Here is a 21,041-nt window from a genome sequence, read left to right as displayed (position 1 = left end):
CTATTGTATACATCTCGATCACGCGAACTTCCGCGCCGCGGCGGAATGCGCCGCGATCAGGGCAAGGAGGTCGACGCCCGGCGGCACGCCGTCGACGATGCGCCAGACGCCCGCGACCATCACCCGGTCGGCCCGGTTCGCGCCGCACAGGACGAGGGCCGCGATCGGGTCGTGCGCGCCGGAAAAGCGCAGCTCGTCGAGGGTGAAGAGCGCGAGATCCGCCTGCTTGCCGGGGGCGATCCGCCCGATGTCGTCGCGCCCGAGGCAGCGCGCCGAGCCCTCGGTGGCCCAGCGCAGGGCGTCGCGATGCGTCACGGCGGAGGACGAGCGATAGTGCAGCCGGTTGACCATCACCGCGTGGCGCACCTCCTCCATCAGGTTGGACGAATCGTTCGAGGCCGAGCCGTCGACGCCGAGCCCGACGGGGCTGCCGGCGGCCTCCAGCTCGCGGGTCTTGCAGAAGCCGGAGGCGAGCGTGGCGTTCGAGGTGGGGCAATGGCAGACGCCCACGCCGGCGCGGCCGAGGCGATCGCATTCCTCGCAGGTGAAGTGCACGCCGTGGGCGAGCCAGGTGCGCGGTCCGAGCCAGCCGGCCTCCTCCAGCCAGTCGAGCGGGCGCAGGCCGAAGCGCTCCTGGCAATAGGCCTCCTCGTCGGTGGTCTCGGCGAGGTGGGTGTGGAGCCGGCAATCGAAACGCTCGGCGAGCCGCGCCGACTGGCGCATGATCGAGAGCGAGACCACGAAGGGCGCGCAGGGCGCGAGCGCGATCTGGGTCATCGCGCCCTCGGACGTGTCGTGATAGCGGTTCAGCAGCCGCTCGGAATCGGCGAGGATCGTGTCCTCGTCCTGGACGCAATGGTCCGGCGGCGCGGCCCCTTCCGACTGCCCGAGGGTGAGCGAGCCGCGCGCCATCACCGCGCGGAGGCCGAGCGCCTGCGCCTCCTCGATCTCGACGTCGATCGCGTCCTCCAGGCCGCGGGCGAAGAGGTAGTGGTGGTCCATGGCCGTGGTGCAGCCCGACATCAGGAGTTCGGTCAGCGCCAGCCGCACGCCGAGCCGGAACATGTCCGGGTCGATCCGCCCCCAGATCGGGTAGAGGCTCTGCAGCCAGGGAAACAGCTCCTTGTCGATGCCCTGCGGATGCGCCCGCGCCAGCGTCTGGAAGAAGTGGTGGTGGGTGTTGATCAGCCCCGGCAGCACCACGTGCCGCGAGGCGTCGAATACCGCGTCCAGGGGTTCCTCCGGCTCGCCGCCGGACGGCACGAGCGCGACGATCCGCGATCCCTCGACCACCACACCCCGCTCCGCGCCCTCGGCCAGAATGGCGAGGGGGTCCTTGATCCACGTCCGCATGGCGCTGCTCCCGCTGTCGCGATGCGTGCGGCTCAGCAAGTCTCGCGCCAGGAGCAGGGCCGCCGGGCGCCGCCTCAGAGGAATTCGGGAACCCCCGGCGTGGTGACGAAGCCCGGCAGCGCGCGGACGCGGCGGGTCCACAGCCGCGTCTTCGGCAGGAGGGCGAGGTCCTCGCCCCAGTCGATCGCGAGCGCGGCCGCGGGGAAGGCGGCGAGATCGGCGAGGGTGGGGCCGCCGTCGACGAGGAAGGGCTCGCCCGCCAGCGCCTGGCGGGCGAGGAGGGATTCGAGCGTCCGCAGCGCGGCCCGCGCCGCGGCGGGCGGGTCGGCGAGGGGCTGCGGCGTCTCGAACAAGGCGGCCTCCCGCGCGGCGTCGCAGGCGCGAAGCGGGCCCAGCGCGAAGACCAGCCTCTCGAGGGCGCGGGCGCGGCGCGCCGGCTCGCGCGGCAGCCAGAGGCCCGCGGGATCATGGCGCTCGGCGAGATGGACCAGGATCGCGCCGATCTCGCAGAGGACGAGGTCGCCGTCGACCAGGACGGGGAGCGCGCCGGCGGGCGAAAGCGCGCGGAAGGCGGGCGCCTCGGTCTCTCGCCCGGGGATCACGTCGACGGGGACGCGCGCATAGGCGAGGCCGAGGGCGCCGGCGAGGAGCCGCGCCCGGTAGCAGTCGGCGGAGATCTCCCAGTCGTGCAGGACGAGGCTCACGGCGCGCCCTCCACGGTGCCGAAGCGCACGCCCTTCTGCTTCAGCCAGCGGCGATAGGCGACGGAGGACATGTCGGCCCGCGTCGGCGTCTCCGCGGCGGGCGTGAGCGGCAGGAGGCGTGGGCGCTGGTTCTCGAGCACGATCCGGTCCTGCAGGAAGATCGTCTGCTGGAAATGCACGATCGCGGTGTGGGCGCTCGCGTCGTCGAGCACGAGGACGAAGGCGTAGGCGTATGACAGGTCCGGCTCGGCGGGCCGGATCAGGAGGCCGATCACGTCGAAGCGGGCGGGGTCGGCCGGGCAGGTCTTGTAGAGCATCACCGTAAAGGGCGTGGCGACGCGGTAGAGATATTCGCTCATCTGCCCCTGCGACGAGGACGCCGCCGCCTTCGGCTGCCAGAAGCGGCAATTCACGGCCCAGACCTCGTCGACGTCGCGGCGGATCTCGACGTCGTAGCGCGGCACTTCGGGGCGCTCCTCGACGCCGAGGAGATCGGTGTGGACGAAGGGGAAATGCGCCATGTCGAGGAAGTTCTCGACGAGGCGCAAACCCGAGGCGCGCACCCGCACGGCGCCGCAGGCGGCGAGCCGCCGGCCGGGCTCGGCGAATTCGGGAATGGCGAAGAGCGGGCGCGCGGGCGCGCCGAGGCAGGCGAAGACGTGGCCGTAGGCCTCTGCGACGGCGAGCGGCGCGCCGTCGGGCCCGCTCGCGGCGAGGGCGCCGTCGGCCTCGCGGGCGACCGCGACGTCGCGGGAGAGGAGGCGCAGGCGCGCGGCGCGCCCCGGCGGCAGGTCGTCGCCGCGGCACAGGACTTGCCAGGCGTCGCGGAGCGCGGGCTCGAGGTCGGTCGTCACGCGGCGTCTCCCTGGCGTTCGAGGCGCGCGCGCAGCGCCTCCGCGGCGCCGAGCGCCCGCAGGGGCGCGACGTCCGGATCGGCGGCGAAGGCGTGCAGGGCGGCGCGATGATCGTCGACGGGCTGGAGGCCGAGGAGGAGGGCGATCCCGTCCGCCTCGGCCCCGACGAGCGGGCCCTCGCCGAGGGCATGCGCGAGGACGGATGCGGGGCGCTCGACCGCGAGCGTCGCGAGGGGGCGCGCCGCGGCGGGCGTCTCCGGCGGCGGTCCGCCGGGCTCGGCGAGCGCCGCCCAGACGAGCCCCGCCGCCTCGCGCACGAGGAACCCCTCGACGGCGATGGAGCGCGGCGGCTCGAGATCGGGATGCGCGGGGATCGCCCGGCAGGCGCCGTCCGCGCCCCAGCGCCAGCCGTGATAGAGGCAGACCAGCGCGTCTCCCCGCACGAAGCCGAAGGAGAGCCGCATGCCGCGATGCGGGCAGCGGTCGACGAAGAGGCGCAGCAGCCCCGCCTCGGTGCGCCAGAGGACGAGCTCGCGCCCGGCGAGCAGGACCGGCGCGGCGACGCCGGCCGGGACGTCCTGCGACAGCGCGATCGGATGCCACCTTGCGCTCACCGTCTCGCCCTCCTCCTGCGACCCGCGCCGCCGCTCAGGCAAGCGGCGTGCCGTGGGGATCAGGGACGACGGCGCAGCTCTCGACGAGGCTCTGCGCCGGCCCGAGCAGGCAGGCGACCTCCAGCATGTCGACGAGCGCCGCGGGCCCGCGCACGCGGATCTCGGCCCGCGTCGCGCCGGCGGACACCGCGCCCTCGAGCCCGTAGCGGCGCAGGCGATCCTCCGCGAAGCCGCGAAAGACCGCGCCGAGCCCGCTGCCGCGGACCTCGAGACGCGCCGCGATGATCCGCTCGTCGCGCATTCCGCCCCATCCCCTCGCGCCGTCCGGCGCCGCGCCAGGATAGCGCGCGATCGCGCCGGGTCCACCGGGTGACCCCCGCTGGACGACCTCGCTCTCGAGGACGCGGACGGTGCGTCGGGCGCACAGGCCGGCGAACCTCACGCTCGGGTTGACAACGTCGCCAGTCGAGAGGAACTTAAAGTAGCATCTCGGCGATGGAAAGGGTGCGGCATGTCCCATCACGGCGAGCCGCCGGACGCTGGACGCGACGCCTTCGCAGCGCGCTGCGCCGCGCTCGGCCTGCGCGTCCCCGACGATCAGCTGGCCCCCCTCGCGGCGAACGTCGCCGCGCTTTCGGAGAAGGTCGCCCTGGTGCGCGCGTCCAGGGACGCGAGGATCGAGCCGGCTTGCGTCTTCGTCGCGGACGGCGCGGTCGCCGGCGTCGCGGAGCCCCGCGACGGCGCGGAGCCGCCGCGATGATCCGCGCGCTCGCGGCGGACCTGCGCGCGGGCCGCACCACCGCGACCGCGCTCGTCGAGGCCAGGCTCGCCCGCATCGCCGCGCTCGATCCCACGCTGCACAGCTTCATCCACGTGACGCAGGCGCGCGCCCGCGCCGAGGCGGCGGCGGCCGATCGCTTGCTCGCGGAGGGCGTCGACCTCGGGCCGCTCCACGGCATTCCCTACGCGGTCAAGGACATCATCGACGTCGCGGGCGCGCCCACGACCTGCAACGCGCGGCTGGAGCCGAGCGGGCCCGCTCGCCACGACGCCCCGATGATCGCGCGCCTGTCCGCCGCGGGGGCGGTGTGCCTCGGCAAGCTCGCCACCCACGAATACGCGCTCGGCGGGCCGAGCCCGGACTGCCCGTACCCGCCCGCGCGCAATCCCTGGGACCCCGAGCGCTTCACCGGCGCGTCGTCGTCCGGGAGCGGCGCCGCCGTCGCGGCCGGGCTCGCGGTCTTCGCGCTCGGGTCGGACACGAGCGGCTCCGTGCGCGGACCGGCGAGCCTGTGCGGGGTGAGCGGCGTCAAGCCGAGCTTCGGCCTCGTGTCGCGGCGCGGCATGTTCCCGCTCTCCTGGGCGCTCGACCACGTCGGCGTCCTGGCGGAGCGCGTCGAGGATTGCGCGCACGTGCTCGACGTCGTCGCCGGGCACGACCCGGACGACCCGGCGAGCGTCGCCCGCGCGATCGCCTTCCACGGGCCCGCGCCCGCCGAGCCCGCGCGGCTGCGGATCGGCGTCGTTCGCGGGCATCTCGAGCGCGCTCCGACGATGGATCCGGCGGTCGCGACGGCGATCGAGGCCGCGATCGGCCTGTGCGAGGGGGCCGGCATCGCGGTCGAGGACGTCGCGCTGCCGGCCTTCGAGCTCTTCGACGCCTGCGGCCGGGTCCTCATGACGGCGGAGGCCTACGCCATTCACGCCCGGGCCATCGCCGAGGCGCCCGAGGGGTTCGGCCGCTACACCTATCAGCGCGTCGCGCCCGGCGCCTTCCTGACCGCCGCCGACTACGTCGACGCGCAGCGCCTGCGCGCGGAGCTCGTCGCGGCGTCGCGTCCGCGGCTCGCCGGGCTCGACGCGGTGATCTATCCGGGCTCGCTGCACCCGGCGCCGCTCCTCTCGGCCTTCACGCGGGATTGGCCCCCGCCGCCGGCCCTCACGGCGACGCGAACGATCGTCGCCAACGTGCTCGGCGCACCGGCCGCGAGCCTGCCGACCGGCCTCTCGCCCGAGGGCCTGCCCCTCGGCATGCAGCTCATGGGCGCGCCGATGGCGGATCGACGCCTCCTGGATGCCGCGCGCTGGCTGCAGGAGGCGCTCGCCACAGCCGGTACCTGGCCCTTCCCGAAACCCATGATCGCCGCATCGCTAAATCACGAATCGACCAGCGATCGTCGATCTGAAGCTGGCGCTATTCCAGCTTGACAGATAAGCAATCGCTAGGTTCTACTTCTGAAGGTGGCCAGCATGGGGCTGCCACCGGCGAGAAGGGGTAACGCGATGAACATCAAGGCGAATGTCTCCACCCAGAGCAACTTCGACCTCAAGCGGATCGTCGTCGCCCGGGCGACCACGGCTCGCACGAAGGTGGTCTCGCTCGCGGATCTCGAGGCGGCCCGCGTCGGGCGTCAGAGCGTCCCCGCGTCCAAGTTCGGGCTCGAGGTGATCTGCGGCGCGAGCTGCGAGACGGGCGCGCAGTAAGTCGTCGAAGAGCGCGCTCCGGGCGCTTCGGCGCGCGGTGCGCGCTCGGGTGGCGTAGCCGAGTACCCGGTCGCATCAGCAGGAGCGCGCCATGTCCGCCGAGACCCCCGCCATCTGGGTCGTCACCACGCACGGACGCGAGGCGCTGACCGGCGCGCCCTCCGACAGGATCCTGGACGTTCTGGTGCGCAACGGCGTTCCCTGGTCCGCGGTCTCGATGTACCTGCGCGCCGCGCCGGGCGAGAGCCTCGCCCTCGCCGCCGGCCTCGACCGGCGCCTGGACAGCTTCCCCGCCGGCGCGGAGCTGTTCCTGTACTTCAACCGGAACATCAACCCGTTCCTGTTCGACATCAAGAACCCCACGCTCGTCGCCGACGAGGTGGAGGGCGCCGAGTCGACGGAGTTCATCTACCAGCGCATGGACAACGACGGCGCCCGCGTCGAGACGCTGCTGAAGAAGCTGACCCCCGAGGAGTGCCGCGGCATCATCGCCGATCGCGTCGCGGAGACGATCCGGGCGCACGTCCCCGCCGGCGAGACGCTCGTGGTCGGGGTCAGCGGCGGCGGCGACAGCAACGCCATGCTGCACGGCCTGACGCGGCTCGGCGAGGACGGCCCGACGATCCGGCCCATGATCATCAAGGGCATTCCCGACTGGGATCTCGGCGTGCCGCGCGCGCAGGCCCTGTGCGACCGCTACGGCCTCGCGCTCGACGTCGTGGAGGAGGGCGACGTCATGCGCCTGCTCGGCATGGAGCCCGGCCGCGACGGCCTGGTCGAGCGGTTCGAGCGCGAGTTCCCGGGCGACGACTTCGAGTTCCTCGGCACCCTGCTGATCCGTCTCGCCCTGAGCAAGCGGGCCGCCGAGCTCGGTGCGACCTACGTCGCGACGGGCATCAACCTCGAGGACATCCTGTGCGAGTCGCTGTACCGGGTGTCGCAGGGCCTCGCGCCCGCGCGCCATCCGCTGCGGCCGATCGGTCCGGTCAATCTCGTCATGCCGCTGTGGATGTGCCCCAAGAAGATCATCGACGGATGCTTCCCGACCTACTCGCGGGAGAACTACGACGCGCGCTACCCGTGCTTTTCCCTCGGCCGCAACACCTACTACGCGATGGCGTACGCGCTGCAGTCGCAGTTTCCCGGCATGGCGGAGCGGATGGTCCAGGGCTACGCCCAGATCGCGGAGCAGGTGCCGACGACCTACGAGTACAACGAGGATCTCGGCTTCCACGTCGAGCGCTTCGTCCCGTTTCCGCTGCTCGTCAAGTTCCGGCGGCTGCTGAAACCCGCCGACGCCACCTGAGGCGAGCCCGGCTCGAGGGGAGGCGGTGGCGATGCACCTCGCGGCGTTCCTCTACCCGACGGGATACCACGTCGCCGCCTGGCGCCTGCCGGAGACGCGCGCACGAATGGGCGCCGAGCCCGCCGCCTATCGCGAGATGGCGCGCGCCTGCGAGCGCGCCTGCTTCGACTTCGTCTTCCTTCCCGACAGCATGGCGATGCGCGGCAGCGACGTCGACATCCTGTCCCGGTCGGCGATCAACTACGTCGCGCAGCTCGAGCCGCTGACGCTCGCGGCGAGCCTGTGCGCCGCGACCGAGCGGATCGGCGTCGTGGCGAGCGCCTCGACGACCTACAACCATCCCTTCACGGTCGCCCGCCAGATCCTCTCGCTGGACCACGTCGCCGCGGGGCGCGCCGGCTGGAATCTCGTCACCTCACAGAACGTGCACGAGGCCGGCAATTTCGGGCGCGAGGCGCATGTCGCCCACGACGCCCGCTACGCGCGCGCCGAAGCCTTCGTCGACGTCGTGACGGGCCTGTGGGACAGCTTCGCTGACGACGCCTTCGTCTGCGACAAGCCGGCGGGACGCTTCTTCGACCCGGGCAAGCTGCGTGCGCTGGACCATGCGGACGAGCATTTCCGCGTCCGGGGCCCGCTCAACGTCCCGCGCTCGCCCCAGGGACGGCCGGTCGTGCTCCAGGCGGGCGCGTCGCCGCCCGGTCGCGCGCTCGCCGGAAGGACGGCGGACGTCGTGTTCTGCGCGCAGAACGAGATCGGCGCCGCGCGGGCCTTCCGCGAGGACATGCGCGCGCGCGCCGCCGGCTTCGGCCGCGACCCCGACACGATCCGGGTCCTCCCCGGCGTCATGCCGATCGTCGCGCCCACCGCGGCCGAGGCGCGCGCCGCCTTCGAGCGCCTGCAGGCGCTGATCACGCCCGAGGTCGGGCTCGCCCTGCTCGCCGGCCAGCTCGGCGAGATCGACCTGTCCGGCCTCGCCGTCGACGCCCCGCTGCCGGAGCTCCCCGAGACGCTGCGGACCGACGCGAGCCGCAGCCGGCCCGCGCTCCTGCTGGAGCGCGCCCGCGCCGCCGGCCTCACCCTGCAGGATCTCTACCGGGAGGTCGCGGCCTCGCGTGGCCACCTCCTCCTCGTCGGCGATGCCGTCGGCGTCGTCGACGAGCTGGAGCGCTGGGTGGTCGAGGGGGCCGCCGACGGCTTCAACGTCATGCCCGCCGCGCTGCCCGGCGGGCTCGAGGCCTTCATCGACCTGTGCGTTCCGGAGCTGCGCCGCCGCGGGCTCGTCCGCGAGCGCTACGAGGGAACGACGCTGCGCGAGCATCTCGGGCTCGCGCGCCCCGAACGGCGGGTCGCGCCGTGAGCCCCGAGGAGACCGCGCGGGCCCTCGACGCCCTCACCGAGCACTCCGGCAAGCGCGCGCTGTATTCCGAGGACAGCTTCTTCCGCGAAGGGCTCTCCGAGGCCCGCGTCGCGCTGGGCGACGCGCTCGCACCGGCGCTGGCGCCGATCGCGCTCGTCCTGTTCAAGCCGGACGCGGTCGCCGCGCGCAAGGTCGCGCCCGCCCTGGCGCTCCTGCGCGAAGACGGCTTCGCGCCCGTCGCGGCGGCGCCGCTCGCCTTCACCGGGCCCGTGATCCATGCGCTGTGGCGCTACCAGATCCGGCGCAACACGATCGACAAGATCCGGTTGTACACGCGCTGGGCCTCGCGCGTGCCGGCGCTGCTCGTCCTGTTCCGCGACGAGGCCGATGGCCGTGCGCTGCGCGGCGCGGCGCGGATGAGCGCGGCGAAGGGGCCGGCCCTCGTCGAGCGGCGCGAGCCGTGGCATCTGCGCACCCGGCTCGGCAGCCCCAACAGCATCCTCAATTTCCTGCATTCCGCCGACGAGACGGTGGACGTGCTGCGCGAGCTGCCGATCCTCGCCGACGCCGACATTCGGCCCCGCCTCCTCTCCGCCGTTCGAACGGGCGCCGACGCGGGCGATCTCGCGCCGGTCCTCGCGGATCTCGCGGCCCGCATCCCCGAGCACGACGCGGATCCCCGGGCCGCGGCCCTGCGCCTGCGCGCCGCCGCCGCGGAGATGCCCGGGGCGGCCACGCGCGACCTGGTGGAGCGGATCGACGCGACGCTCTCCGGCCGGTCGCGCCTCGACCTGCACGCGCTGGAGGCGGCGATCGCGGCGCTCGGGCTCGAGCCCGATCCGCTCGACGTCTTCGCCTTCGGCTCCCACTTCATCGATCGCGACATCGCCGGGCTCGCCGGCGAGATCGAGGCCGCCGGTGCGCGCGCGTGATCTTCCTTGGAATGCGCCCGGCGCGCGCCGCCGAGGGAGCGCCGGCGCGCCCCTCGTGCGCGGGGTGCGCGCGCGCCTCGCGGCTCTCATGGACCGGGAGGAGGAGCGGGGCCGTTCGCTCGTCGTGATCGGCGCCGACGGCGTCGGCCTCGCCGATGCGCGGCGCCTGTGGCGCGGCGCGCGGATCTCCGCCATGTCCGCGGAGCTGCCGACGACCTCGTCGACCGGCTGGCTCTCGAGCCTCACGGGGCTCGCGCCCGTCGAGCACGGCGCGCTCGGCGTCGTGCAGCGCGCGGAGGCGGATCGGGTCGCGCGCTTCGTGCTCTCGCCCGATCCGGACCTCGCTCTGCCCCCCGTCGCGACGGCGTTCGAGGACGCGGCGCGCCTCGGCCGGCGGGCGATCGCGCTCACGGGGGATCTCCTCGACCTCGACGGCCCCTGGCGGTCGCGGCTTCTCGCGGGCGCCGAGATCCGCGAGGGGCCGCGGCTCCTGGCCGGGCGCGCGGTCGAGCGGCCCGAGCCGGGGGAGCTGGTGGAGACCCTGGAGAGCGCGCTCGCGCGCACCCTCGACGAGGCGGCGCCCGCCTTCGTCTGGTGCCATGTCGACATCGACCTCGCCATCCACCATCACGGGGTCGACCCCTGGGTGGAGGACCTCCTCGCCCGGCTGGACGCGGCGGCCGGGCGGCTCGCGAGGCGCGCGCGGGTCGTGGCCTATGCCGATCACGGCCTCGTCCCGACCCGGCACGACCCCGGGCTCGCCGCGCGGCTCGCGGCCTTCTGCGAGCGCGAGGGGCTCGCCGTCGGCGGGGCCGGGCGGATGCGCTGGCTCTACGATGCCGACGACCCGCGGATCGAGCGGGCCCTGCGCACCCTCCTGCCCGAGGACGTGCGGCTCGTGCGGCGCGAGGCGCTGTTTCCCGCCGGGCCGTATCGCGCGCGCGTCGGCCCGCTCGTCCTCCTGGCGACCGGGACCCGGTTCCTGACCGACCCGCTCTACACCCACGACCACGGCGGCGGCTCGCCGGCCGAGCGGCGCGTCCCCTTCGCCGTCTGGGAGGCCCGATGAAGCTCGCCGTCGACAGCTATCGCGGCCTCGCGCTCGCGGACGGGCCCGGACGGCTCGATCTCTCCTGGACGAGCGACGAGCGCGACGCGCTCGAGCCGGAGCTCTCGCAGGCGCTCGCGCCGGTCCTCGCCGACGCCGCCCGCCACATCGCGATCTACCCGGTCGGCGATCCCTACGGGCGCGCACGCCTGTCTCCGGCGGTCGCCCGCCGCTTCGCGCTCGGGGAGGATGTCGATCTCGTCTGCGGCGCCGGCGTCGGCGCCCTCGTGGCGGCGACCGCGCGCGCCTTCGCGACGCGGCGTGTGGCGGTTCTGGGCTCCGTCTACCCCGACCTGCCGGCCTGGCTCGCGCGGCTCGGGACCGCCCCGGTCGACCCCGTCGACCCCGTCGCCGGAACGCTCGGGCCCGCGCGGGCCGACGTCGTCTTCCTCGAGCATCCCTCCCTGCGCGCGAGCGCGGATGCGCCCGATCCAGCCGCGATCGTGGATCTGTGCCGGCGCGGCTTCGAGGCGGTGGTCGTCGACGAATCGAACGCGAACTACATGCAAGCCGCCGAAAGCGCGCTCGGGATCGCGCCGATGCCGCCGAATCTCGTGGTCCTGCGCGGGCTGAGCAAGGCCTACGGCATGGGTGGCCTGCGCTGCGGCTACGCGGCGGGGGGGCGCGACGCCGTCGCGCGCATCGCCGCCGCGCTGCCGCCGCTTCAGGTCTCGAGCCTCTCGCTCGCCGCCGCCGAGGCGATCCTGGCGCTCCCCGACGCGGTCGAGGCGCGGCTGCGGGACGCGATCGCGCAGGCGCGGCGCGCCGCCTGCGACGCGCTGGCGGCCGCCGGGTTCCCCGCGCCGATCGCCTCCCACCCGGCCTTGCCCTATCTCCTCTACGACCCCGACGCCGACCCGCTCCACCGCGACGCCGTCGCCCGGCTCGCGCGCCTCGGCATCCACGGCAAGCGGCACCTGGTCCACGACGGCGCGACGGGCGCGCTCGCGCGCTTCAGCGCGCCGATGCGGGCGGATCGACGGGCGCGGCTCGCCGCGCTCCTCGGCGGAGGCGCGCCGTGAGCCGTCCGCGACATCAGGGATGGGACGACGTCTACGACGCGGTCGTCGTCGGCGGCGGGCCGCACGCGACCTACGCGCTCGAGCGCCTCGCCTGGGCGGCGGAGACGCTCGCGCCGCCGCGCGGGCTGCGGATCGCCGTCGTCGATCGCGACGGCGCCTTCGGCTGCGGGGCGGTCCACGCCTGGGACCAGGCGCCGACGAGCTACCTCAACCGCGCGGCCGGCGACGTCGCGCTCGGTCTCGGCTCGGGGCCGATGCCCGACTTCCACGCCTGGCAGGAGCGCGAGGTCGCGGCGGGGCGCCTCGACGCCGCGCTGGGGCGCGGCGACACCCCCGAGCGGGCCCTGCACGGGCGCGCCCTCGCGGCCGCCTTCGCGAGCCACGCCGCACGCCTCGAGCAGGCCGGGGGCGGCGAGGTGGCGCGCGTCCCCGGCGAGGCGGTCGCGATCGCGCCCGCGGGCGAGGGTCCGGACGCGCCGCTCGTCGTGACGGTCGAGGGCCGGTCGCCCGTGCGGCTCGCGACCCGCGCCGCGCTCCTCGCCACCGGCCACGATCGCATCGCGCCCGACGAGACGGAGAGCGCGTACGCGGCCTTCGCGCAGGCGCGCGCCGGCCTCGCCTACGTCCACGATCCGTACCCCCTCGCGGCGCTCGACGACGCCTTCGAGCCGGCCGGCGCGACCGTCGCGCTGCTCGGGCTCGGCCTGTCGGCGATCGACGTCGTGCTGCACCTGACGGAAGGGCGCGGCGGCGGCTTCGAGCGCGACGCGAGCGGCCGGCTGCGCTACCGGGCGGGCGGGCGCGAGCCGCGGCGGATCGTCGGCGTGTCGCCCTCCGGGCGACCGGTCCTCGCCCGCGCCCGCGACGTCCGTGCCGCGCGCGGCGCGCCGCCGCATGAAGCCTACGCCCTGTCGATCGACGCCGTCGCGCGCCTGCGGGCGCGCCGCGGCCGATGGACGACCCTGCCCGGCCGCGGGGAGACGGCGCAGCTCGATTTCGACCGGGACGTGCTGCCCCTCGTCCTCGCCGAGATGGCCTGCGTCCACCACGCGGCCGCCGCGCCGGACGCGGTCGGGAGCGCCCTGCGCGCGTCCCTCCCGACCGTGCTCGCGCGCTACCTCGACGCCCCGGCCGCGTCTGCCGGCGAGGCGTCGGCGGCGCTCCTCGCCGCCGTGGACGAGGCCGCGCGCGCCGGCGGATCGACCCGCCGTCTCGACGGGCTCGCGCTGATGGAGGGCGCGCTTCCCCCGGGCGACGGCGACTGGGCGGCCCGCACCCGCGCGGCGATCGCCGACGATCTGGCGCGGGCGCGGGTCGGCAATCTCGACGACCCGCTCAAGGCCGCCATCGACGCCGCCTGGCGGGAGCTGCGGCCGGCGCTCGCGGCCGCGCTCGACTTCGGGGGCCTCACGGCCGCCTCGCAGGAGCGCTTCGGCCGCGTGCGGCTGCGCGCCTACAACCGGCTCTCGAACGGCTCCGCCGTCGAGCCCATGGAGAAGCTCCTCGCCGTCGCGGAGGCGGGCATCCTCGACCTGTCCGCCGGCCCGGGCGCGCGGGTCGAGCTCGACCCGGAGCGCGGGCGCTTCGCCGTGATCGGCCCGCGGACGGGCTGTCGGGTCGCCGCCGACGTGGTGATCGGCGCGCGTGTCCGCCGCTTCGATCCGCGGCGCAGCCGCGCGCCGCTCTACCGCGCGCTGCTCGATCGCGGGCTCGTGACGCAATGGGAGAACCCCGGGGCGGACGGGGAGCCCGGCTATCGGCCGGGAGCGATCGCGATCGATCCCCGTCATCACGCCCTCGACGCGCGCGGGCGGCCGGACCCGCGCCTCACCCTCGTCGGCTCTCCCGTCGACGGCGTGCGCTACTTCCAGGAGAGCCTCGCCCGCCCGGGCGCGAGCGGCGGCGTGGCCGGCGTGCTCGGCGCCTGGGCGCAGGCGGTCGTCGGCCGCGCCGGCGGCGGGGCAGGGGGCCTCACAGGCGGCTGATCGCGTGCAGGACCCGCTCCACGAGCGCCGTCGTGCCCGCGTCGAAGGGCTGCTCGAGCGCAAACGAGGCGGCGCGCGTCGCCTCCGCCGGCTCCACGCCCTCCCACAAGGCCACCACGCCGTTCGTCAGGCGCGCGAGCGTCGCCTTGTCGCGCGCCCGCGCCGCCGCGATCTCCGCCGCGTCCGCCGGGGGAAGCGCCGCGAGGATGCCGCGCAGGTCGAGGGGGCCGGACAGCCGGATGCGCGGGGTCCGCTCGCGGCGTTCGCCGCCGTCCACGAGACGAGCGGTCGCCGCGGCCCGATAGGCCTGCGCCCAGTCCTCCGCGCCGGCGCGGGCGGCCCGCCCGGCGACGGCCTCCACGCGCCGCGCACAGCGGCGGCGGTGACGCCGCACCGCCGCATGCGCCGAGCTCTCTTCCCGAAGGTCGGGCGCGGCCGCCCACGCCGCCGCGCGCGCGGCCGCCCCGGCCGCCGCGTGCAGGACGGCGAGGTCGAGCCGCTCCGGGGCGTCCCCGTCGGTGTGGTTGTAGGCGTCGCGGTCGTGGCAGAGCTGGACGGTCGGCGCGGCGAAGGGACCCGCGGCGAAGATCGCGTTGTCGGAATAGCCGTGGAAGGGGAACAGCCGCCAGCCGGCGAGCTCCGGCGCGGCGTCGAGGGCGGTCGCGACGAGCGCCTCGAGCGCGAACCCGTCGGCCGTGGGGGCGCGCTCCAGCCCGAACCGGCCGCCGGCCGACGCGGCCTGGCCGATCATGTCGAGGTCGATCACCGCGTGCGGCGGCGCCCGCGGGGTCTCGCCGTCGCCGTGGAGGTGCGCCGCGGGCCCGGTGAACTCGGGGCCGGAGAGGAAGCGGATCGTCCGCCGCCGCGCCGGGGGCACATGCGCCAGGCGATCGCGCAGGAACCGGCTCGCCAGAACGAGCCCGGCGACGCCCGAGGCGTTGTCGTTGGCCCCGGGCATCTGATGGCACAGATGCGCCATCAGCAGCACCTCGCCCGGCCGATCCCCCGGCAGGGACCAGGAGACGACCGGCATGTCGGCGCTCTCGTCCAGGGCGAGGCTCGCCTCCAGCATGCGGCCCGCCGTGCCCTGCAGGGCGGCGAATTCGGCGCGCGTCAGGCTGAAGCCGGTGAGCGGCGCGTGCTTGGGAAGCTCGATGCGCCCGCGCAACGGGGCGCCGTCCGGCGCCTGCCGCGCGGCGGCGTCGGTCGCGAAGCGCTCCACGCTCGCCGCGAGGAGCGCGTCGATCCGGAAGCTCTTCGCGGGCACGAGGACGAGCGCGCCCGGCGGGGGCGGCGCGCCCGCCTCGTCCAGGCGCACGACGACGACGTGGTCGCGGCCGGGCGGCGTCGCCCGCGAATGCACGGCGACGAGGCAGGGCGTCGTCTCGTCGAGCGCGACGACGCCGGGGCAGACGAGCCGCGCGCGCGCCGGCGCCCAAGGCTGCGGGCTCTCGAACGTCCACCAGGATCGGCGCCCGTCCACCCGTCGACGGTCGACCGAGACGGGAAAGCCGAGCGCCGACACCCGCCCGGCCAGGATGTCGGCCGCCGCGGCGAGCCCGGGGCTCGCCTGGTAGCGGTCGAAGGCGCACAAGGCGGCGAGCAGGTCCCGGGTCTCGTCCGAAGTCTCCTCCCGATCGAGCCCGCTCGCCGGCGCGGTCACGGCGCGCTCACCGCTTCGCCGTCGCCCGGGCGCGCGCGAGGAACGCGTCGCCGTAGACGGCGCTGTCGCCGAGCTGCTCCTCGATGCGGATGAGGCGGTTGTACTTGGCGGTGCGGTCCGAGCGCGAGAGCGAGCCCGTCTTGATCTGGCCGCAATTGGTCGCGACCGCGAGGTCCGCGATCGTGGTGTCCTCGGTCTCGCCCGAGCGATGCGACATCACGCAGGTGTAGCCGGCCTTCTGCGCCCGCTCGACGGTATCGAGGGCCTCGGTGAGGCTGCCGATCTGGTTGACCTTGACGAGGATCGAGTTGGCGATGCCGTCCGCGATCCCGGCCTCCAGGTATTTCAGGTTCGTGCAGAAATTGTCGTCGCCGGTGAGCTGGCAGCGCCCGCCGAGGCTCTGCGTGATCATCTTCCAGCCCTCGCGGTCGTTCTCCGCCATCGGGTCCTCGATCGAGACGATCGGGTAATCGGCGACGAGCTGCTCGAGGTAGCGGACGTGCTCCTCGCGGGAGCGGACCAGCTTCTCGCCCGAGTAGTGGTAGGCGCCGTCCTCGTAGAATTCCGAGGACGCGGGATCGAGCACGATGCCGACGTCGACGCCGGGCGTGTAGCCCGCGCCGGCGATCGCCTCGACGATGAAGTCGAGCGCCTCGCGGGCGTGGCTGAAGTTCGGCGCGAAGCCGCCCTCGTCGCCGACGTTGGTCGCGTGCCCGGCCCGGCGCAGATGGGCCTTGAGCGTGTGGAAGATCTCCGAGCCCACGCGCACCGCCGTCGACAGCCGGTCGACGCCGATCGGCATGATCATGAACTCCTGGAAGTCCATGGGATTGTCGGCGTGCTGGCCGCCGTTGACGATGTTCATCCCCGGCGCCGGCAGCACGTGGGCGTTGGCGCCGCCGACGTAGCGGTAGAGCGGGACGCCCTGGCTGTCCGCGGCGGCCTTGGCGACGGCGAGGGACACCGCGAGGATCGCGTTGGCGCCGAGCCGGCTCTTGTTGTCGGTGCCGTCGACGGCGATCATGGCCGCGTCGACGCCGCGCTGGTCGTAGCCGCTCATGCCGAGGAGCGCATCCCGGATCTCGCCTTCCACGGCGGCGACGGCGTCGGCGACGCCCTTGCCGAGATAGCGGCTCTCGTCGCCGTCGCGCAGCTCCACGGCCTCCCGCTCGCCGGTCGAGGCGCCCGACGGCACGATGGCGGTGCCGAAGGCGCCGTCGTCGAGGTGCACGTCCGCCTCGACGGTCGGGTTGCCGCGGCTGTCGAGGACCTCTCGGGCCACGATGTCGATGATGTCCGCCATTCCGGATGCCTCCTGCGTGTGCGGCCGCTCTGCCTCCCGCGCCCGGAGGCGTCAGGCGCCGCCGGCGGCCCCTGTGCCGCGCGGTCTCGCCATCCAGCGGCCCGCGACGCGATCGGCACAATGTCTGCTGCGTACGCCCGGCCGTGTCAAGGCTGCAGGGCGTCGGCATGCTCGTAGGCGACGAGCTCGCTCGCCACGACGACGACGTCCCAGCGCGCCCGGTGGTCGAGCGTCGCGCCGGCGATCGCGGCCTCGAACGTCCACCACGGCACGCCCTCGTCGCCCGCCAGGCCCGCGGCCGCCCGGCCCGCGCGCAGCGCCGGCCGCCGGGCGAAGACCTCCGCCTCGAGGATCGGTCCCGCGGGGCTCGCGAGGAGGCGCTCCAGCGCCGGCGCGAACAGGAGGTCGTGGCGCGGGTTGCGGGCCTCGACGGCCTCGAGCGCCGCGCGGACGCGCGCCCGCGCGGCCTCCGGACGGACCTGCGCCGCGGCCTCGCCGAGGGCCGCGCGACGGGCCGGCGGATCGAGCAGGATCGAGAGCTCGCGCAGGACGTCCCCCGGATGGTCCGCGACGTGGACGAAGTTGAGAACCTGGTTGGGCGGCTCGAGGCGCGTGCGCAGGTCCGTCGGCCGGCGCGCGCGGGGCAGGGACGACCCCTTCACCGCGCTCAGGCGCCGCGCCGCCGACACCGCGCCGCGCGCGGGCATGTGGACGAGAAGGAGAAGCCCCTCGGCCGCCTCGTACCAGAACCGGCAGAAGGCGAGCCTGTCGACGGGATAGACGACCCAGTCGTTCCGCCAGAGCTCGTACGTCGCCCTGCGCTCGAACCGGATCGGCGCCGCCGCAACGGGCGTGCCGCCGTGCTCCTCCAGGAACGCCAGGATGCGCGCGCCGCGCCGGCCGACGACGGCGTCCGGCTTGAGGCACAAGAGCGCGAGATCCCGCACCGCATCGGCGGCGCCGGGGCCGAGGAGGGTGCGCGCATCGTGCCAGGCGGCGCGGAAGTGGAGGTCCTCCCGCAAGACCCGTCGCTCCGCTGGGGCGACCGCCGGGTCCGCGAGCGCGCGCCACTCCTCCGGGCTCGGGTCCTCCGCCGCGCGCGAGGCGCGACGCACGGGATCGCCGCCGCTCACGCGGGGACACTCCGCCCGGCCGTGCGCAGCGGCGAGAACCAGAGCCCGACGACCGTCGCGAGGTTGAGGCCGGCCGCGAGCAGGAGGGCCGTCGAGACGTCGCCGCTCTCCGCGAGGAAGCCGCCGAGCAGGATGAGCGGCGGCATGCCGATCTTGAAGATCGAGCCCGTGATCCCCGCGACGCGCCCCATCGTCTCGGCCGATGTCGTCTCCTGGCGGAAGGTCCACAGTCCGATCACGAACACGGTCGAGAAGAAGCCCTCCGCGAAGGCGAGGCCGGCCAGCGTCCAGACGTCGGGCGCGAAGGCCGCGGCCACGTAGACGAGCGCGGTCGCGGCGATCGGGCCGGCGAAGGTGAGCGGCGTGCCGAGCCGGGCGCGGATGCGCGGGGTGCCGACGGCCGCGAGGAGCGCGCCGACGCCGCTCGCGCTGAGCACGAGCCCGACCATCAGGTCCCCGCCGCCGTGCACGCCCTTGAGGGAGGCGATGAGCATCGTGGCGTAGATGCCCTCGGCGCCGTTGACGACGAGCACCGCGATCGACATCGCCACCAGGACGCGATTGGCGCGGAACGCCTGGACCCCTTCGACGAGCGCCTTCCAGAGCGAGCGGCGCGGCGGGCGTGGCTCGTCGACCGCGATCGTGAGGGAGACGGCGAGGGCGGCCGCCATGGCCAGCACGCACACGCCGAGCGTGCCACCGAAGCCGATGCTCGCGAGCATGAGGCCCGCGGCCGCCGGACCGGCGACCGCGATGACGGAATCCACCCCGGTCGTCGCCGCGTTCGCATCGACCAGCCGGTGCCCGGGCACCGCGAGCTTGGTGAGCCCGATCCGGGCGTTGCCGAAGGCGTAGCGCACGCCCGCGATGCCGAAGGCGCCGACCAGCAGCGCCGGCAGCGAGATCGCGTCGAGATAAGCGAGGCCGGCGAGCACGCACAGGATGGCCAGCTGCGCGAAGACGTAGGCGACGAAGGCGCGCCGCTTGAGCAGCTGGTCGTTGATGACGCCGATGAAGACCCCGAGCAGGAGGTTCGGCAGGAACGTCACGCCGCGCAGGGCGGCGAGATCCATCTCCGAGCGGCTGAGGTCGTAGGCGGCCAGCGGCAGCGCCAGGTGCAGGATCTCGGCGCACGCGCTGCACAGCGCCGTGGCGACGAGGATGCGCGCGAAGGTGGGGTTGACCGGCACGAGCCGGTCACGCAGGCGGCGCGTCGGCTCGCTCGCGGTCACCGCGCGGCCTCCACGAGCCCCTGGCCGTAGAGCAGCTCCTCGTGGAACGCCGGGTCGAGCGTATGCGGCAGGTCGAGCGCCGCGATCCGCGCGGCGCAGGCGTCCGAGAGCCGCGCCAGGCTGCCCAGCACGGCGCCGACGTCCTCGAGGAAGCCGCAGCGTCGCGCCTGCGCGACGAAGCGCGGCGCCGCGAACCCGTGCCGCTCGTCCCCGAGGATCGCGGCCAGCTCCAGGAGCGACCGCAGGCGCTCCTGCCCCTCCCGGACGCCGACGTGCACGCGGCGCGCCGAGAAGGTGGCGAAGGTCGTCGCGTCGAGCGTGCGCGCGCCGAGGAAACGCTCCTGGTTCGCCGGGTCGGCGATCACCGCGCCCTCGTCCGCGCCGCCGTAGGAGGCGGTCCGCTCCAGCACGAGGAAGACGCGCGGCCCCTCGGCCAGGCGGCGGATCGGCCCGTAGGCGTCGGCGAGCTCCAGCGCGTCGTCGAGGGGAGGCGGGGGCTCCTGCGCCATCCGGCTCAGCGCCGGGTCCTTCACCACGCGCCCGCCGCTCGCCTGTGCGGCCGCCTCGCGGCGGGCGGCCTCGTCGAGCGCGACGACGCGGCCCTGCGCGTCGACGCCGAGGGCGCGATAGCCCAGGCCCGCGAGGGTCTCTTCGTAGCGCGCGACGTCCCGGGGCGCCACGTACACGTCGATGTCGCCCCGCGGCCCGGGCGGCAGCGCCGGCCCCAGGCGGGCGTTCCAGGGGAAGCCCTGCACGAGCACGAGGCTCTCGATTCGCGCGAGCGCGGCGGCGTCGGGGGCGAAGGCGCGCCGCTGCACGGCGTCGAGCTCGGCGAGGAAGCGCCCGAGCCCGGCGAGCGCGGGCACGGCGGAGGCGAGCACGCTCTCGAGCTTCTGCGCGACCGCGAACGCCGCGAGCGAGGCGAGCGCGTCCTCGTCGAGCGGCGCCAGCCGCACCGGCCGCGCCTGCGCGGCCGCGTCGAGGGCGGCCTCGACGAAGCGCCGGGCGTCGCTCAAGCCGCGCTCCCGCGGCGAGCCTTGCGGCGATACGTGCCGGGGGTGCCCGCGTTGCGGCGCAGCGCGTTCTCGGTCAGCCGCTGCCAGAGCCAGCCGGGAACGTCCGCGAGGTCCTGCGTCACCTCCGGCGCCGGCGCGCGGGCGTGAACGGCGCGCGGCACCTCGATCACCTGCAGCCACGGCCGCGTGCGCGAGAACGCGACGGGCTCGTCGGTGCGCAGCATCTCGATGTTGGTGAACAGCGGCCCCGCCCACCAGTCGGTCTCGACCACGCCCTCGATGATCGTGCAGGCGGGGTCGCCCCGCCGGTTGACCGGGGCGCGGATCCAGGCGCTGACCTCCGGCTCCGTGACGCCGTAGAAGCCGGTCCAGACCTGCACGACGCCCCGCTCCGCGAAGGCCTCGAGGAAGGGCGGCATCAGCTCCAGCGCCTCGGCCGGGACCCGGTCCTCCCAATGGTCGGCGCATCCCGGCAGGAAGGCGCGATCGAGCTTCAGCAGCGCCTCAACGCCCTCCAATTGTGCGAAGATCGATGCGCCGTCCCAGGTCAGCGTGAAGTCGAGGGGCGGATAGAGAAGCCAGCCCGCCCTGTTGGCGGCGAGATAGGGCTCGCAGAACCGGTGCGCACGCGACGAGATCTCGCCGGCGAGATCGTCCGTCGCGGGGGTCGGATCGAGAACGCCCGGCCAGGCCTTGAAGAACTTCATGAGCGCCTCGGATGACGGCGATCGGTCGGAAGAGGCGAGCGTCGCCCTCCAGGTAGCCGGGCGGCGCTCGCCGGCGTCGCCTCAGCGGGCGGCGCCGCCGCCGTTCGCGAAGACGCGACGGCCGTTGCTCGAAACCGGACGCAGAGTGCTGGCGAGGACAATCTTCATCGCTTCTCTCCTGTGCTCGAACGATCGCCCCAGCGGGGTCGCAGACGATCATTCATATCCGCTCCACTCTCGGAGCCACCTGAAGTATGGCAATCAT

20 protein-coding genes are annotated in these 21,041 nt (G+C 74.9%); 9 read left to right on the top strand and 11 right to left on the bottom strand.

All coding sequences use genetic code 11. From position 1 onward, the window contains the following. Positions 1-18 precede the first annotated feature (18 nt). From ABL310_RS19905 to ABL310_RS19885, 5 genes are all read right to left on the bottom strand, one after another. Positions 19-1,353, bottom strand: coding sequence for an 8-oxoguanine deaminase (locus ABL310_RS19905; protein WP_349368740.1), 1,335 nt, complete (start codon positions 1,351-1,353; stop codon positions 19-21). Between the two features lie 74 nt (positions 1,354-1,427). After that, positions 1,428-2,057: a glutathione S-transferase gene (locus ABL310_RS19900; protein ID WP_349368739.1), complete on the bottom strand. Its 630-nt coding sequence runs from the start codon at positions 2,055-2,057 to the stop codon at positions 1,428-1,430. Further along, positions 2,054-2,911 (bottom strand): aromatic ring-hydroxylating dioxygenase subunit alpha, encoded by an 858-nt coding sequence (locus ABL310_RS19895; protein WP_349368738.1) that lies wholly within the window; start codon positions 2,909-2,911, stop codon positions 2,054-2,056. The genes ABL310_RS19900 and ABL310_RS19895 overlap by 4 nt, the downstream gene beginning before the upstream one ends. Continuing rightward, complete coding sequence (locus tag ABL310_RS19890; RefSeq protein WP_349368737.1) at positions 2,908-3,525, bottom strand: Rieske (2Fe-2S) protein; 618 nt, start codon at positions 3,523-3,525, stop codon at positions 2,908-2,910. The genes ABL310_RS19895 and ABL310_RS19890 overlap by 4 nt, the downstream gene beginning before the upstream one ends. 34 nt (positions 3,526-3,559) lie before the next feature. Then, positions 3,560-3,826 (bottom strand): hypothetical protein, encoded by a 267-nt coding sequence (locus ABL310_RS19885; protein WP_349368736.1) that lies wholly within the window; start codon positions 3,824-3,826, stop codon positions 3,560-3,562. 210 nt (positions 3,827-4,036) lie between these two features. Here ABL310_RS19885 and ABL310_RS19880 point away from each other — a divergent pair, with 210 nt between their 5' ends. From ABL310_RS19880 to ABL310_RS19840, 9 genes are all read left to right on the top strand, one after another. Further along, positions 4,037-4,285, top strand: a complete 249-nt coding sequence (locus ABL310_RS19880; RefSeq protein ID WP_349368735.1) for a hypothetical protein — start codon at positions 4,037-4,039, stop codon at positions 4,283-4,285. Further along, positions 4,282-5,733, top strand: coding sequence for an amidase (locus ABL310_RS19875; protein ID WP_349368734.1), 1,452 nt, complete (start codon positions 4,282-4,284; stop codon positions 5,731-5,733). Before ABL310_RS19880 ends, ABL310_RS19875 begins: the two co-directional genes overlap by 4 nt. Positions 5,734-5,808: 75 nt before the next feature. Then, a complete protein-coding gene (locus ABL310_RS19870) occupies positions 5,809-6,009 on the top strand; it encodes a hypothetical protein (RefSeq protein ID WP_349368733.1) in 201 nt (66 codons plus the stop codon). Between the two features lie 91 nt (positions 6,010-6,100). Beyond that, a complete protein-coding gene (locus ABL310_RS19865; protein WP_349368732.1) occupies positions 6,101-7,315 on the top strand; it encodes a hypothetical protein in 1,215 nt (404 codons plus the stop codon). A gap of 31 nt (positions 7,316-7,346) precedes the next feature. Next, on the top strand, positions 7,347-8,675 hold the full coding sequence (locus ABL310_RS19860) for an LLM class flavin-dependent oxidoreductase (RefSeq protein WP_349368731.1): 1,329 nt from the start codon (positions 7,347-7,349) through the stop codon (positions 8,673-8,675). Then, on the top strand, positions 8,672-9,607 hold the full coding sequence (locus ABL310_RS19855) for a hypothetical protein (protein ID WP_349368730.1): 936 nt from the start codon (positions 8,672-8,674) through the stop codon (positions 9,605-9,607). The genes ABL310_RS19860 and ABL310_RS19855 overlap by 4 nt, the downstream gene beginning before the upstream one ends. An 88-nt stretch (positions 9,608-9,695) precedes the next feature. Continuing rightward, positions 9,696-10,676: an alkaline phosphatase family protein gene (locus ABL310_RS19850; protein WP_349368729.1), complete on the top strand. Its 981-nt coding sequence runs from the start codon at positions 9,696-9,698 to the stop codon at positions 10,674-10,676. Next, entirely contained in the window at positions 10,673-11,737 is a 1,065-nt protein-coding gene (locus tag ABL310_RS19845; RefSeq protein WP_349368728.1) for an aminotransferase class I/II-fold pyridoxal phosphate-dependent enzyme, read from the top strand. The genes ABL310_RS19850 and ABL310_RS19845 overlap by 4 nt, the downstream gene beginning before the upstream one ends. Beyond that, positions 11,734-13,722, top strand: a complete 1,989-nt coding sequence (locus ABL310_RS19840; protein ID WP_349368727.1) for an FAD/NAD(P)-binding protein — start codon at positions 11,734-11,736, stop codon at positions 13,720-13,722. Before ABL310_RS19845 ends, ABL310_RS19840 begins: the two co-directional genes overlap by 4 nt. On the opposite strand, the gene ABL310_RS19835 is transcribed toward ABL310_RS19840, so the two are convergent. The 6 genes from ABL310_RS19835 to ABL310_RS19810 all read right to left on the bottom strand — a co-directional run bounded on the left by ABL310_RS19835 (position 13,709) and on the right by ABL310_RS19810 (position 20,776). Then, positions 13,709-15,385, bottom strand: a complete 1,677-nt coding sequence (locus ABL310_RS19835) for a M28 family peptidase (RefSeq protein ID WP_349368726.1) — start codon at positions 15,383-15,385, stop codon at positions 13,709-13,711. The genes ABL310_RS19840 and ABL310_RS19835 overlap by 14 nt on opposite strands. A gap of 7 nt (positions 15,386-15,392) precedes the next feature. Next, the gene (gene eno, locus ABL310_RS19830) at positions 15,393-16,688 is read right to left on the bottom strand and encodes a phosphopyruvate hydratase (protein ID WP_349368725.1); all 1,296 of its coding nucleotides are present in this window, start codon (positions 16,686-16,688) and stop codon (positions 15,393-15,395) included. Positions 16,689-16,834: 146 nt separating this feature from the next. Continuing rightward, a complete protein-coding gene (locus tag ABL310_RS19825) occupies positions 16,835-17,821 on the bottom strand; it encodes a hypothetical protein (RefSeq protein WP_349368724.1) in 987 nt (328 codons plus the stop codon). Beyond that, entirely contained in the window at positions 17,818-19,053 is a 1,236-nt protein-coding gene (locus tag ABL310_RS19820) for an MFS transporter (protein WP_349368723.1), read from the bottom strand. The genes ABL310_RS19825 and ABL310_RS19820 overlap by 4 nt, the downstream gene beginning before the upstream one ends. After that, on the bottom strand, positions 19,050-20,069 hold the full coding sequence (locus ABL310_RS19815) for a hypothetical protein (RefSeq protein WP_349368722.1): 1,020 nt from the start codon (positions 20,067-20,069) through the stop codon (positions 19,050-19,052). Before ABL310_RS19815 ends, ABL310_RS19820 begins: the two co-directional genes overlap by 4 nt. After that, complete coding sequence (locus ABL310_RS19810) at positions 20,066-20,776, bottom strand: DUF6065 family protein (RefSeq protein ID WP_349368721.1); 711 nt, start codon at positions 20,774-20,776, stop codon at positions 20,066-20,068. Before ABL310_RS19810 ends, ABL310_RS19815 begins: the two co-directional genes overlap by 4 nt. Between the last annotated feature and the right edge of the window lie 265 nt (positions 20,777-21,041).

The sequence above is a fragment of the Salinarimonas sp. genome (genome assembly GCF_040111675.1).
Taxonomy (GTDB): Bacteria; Pseudomonadota; Alphaproteobacteria; order Rhizobiales; family Beijerinckiaceae; genus Salinarimonas.
Note: the sequence above shows the minus strand (reverse complement) of the source record. Positions and strands in the feature narration are given on the sequence as shown.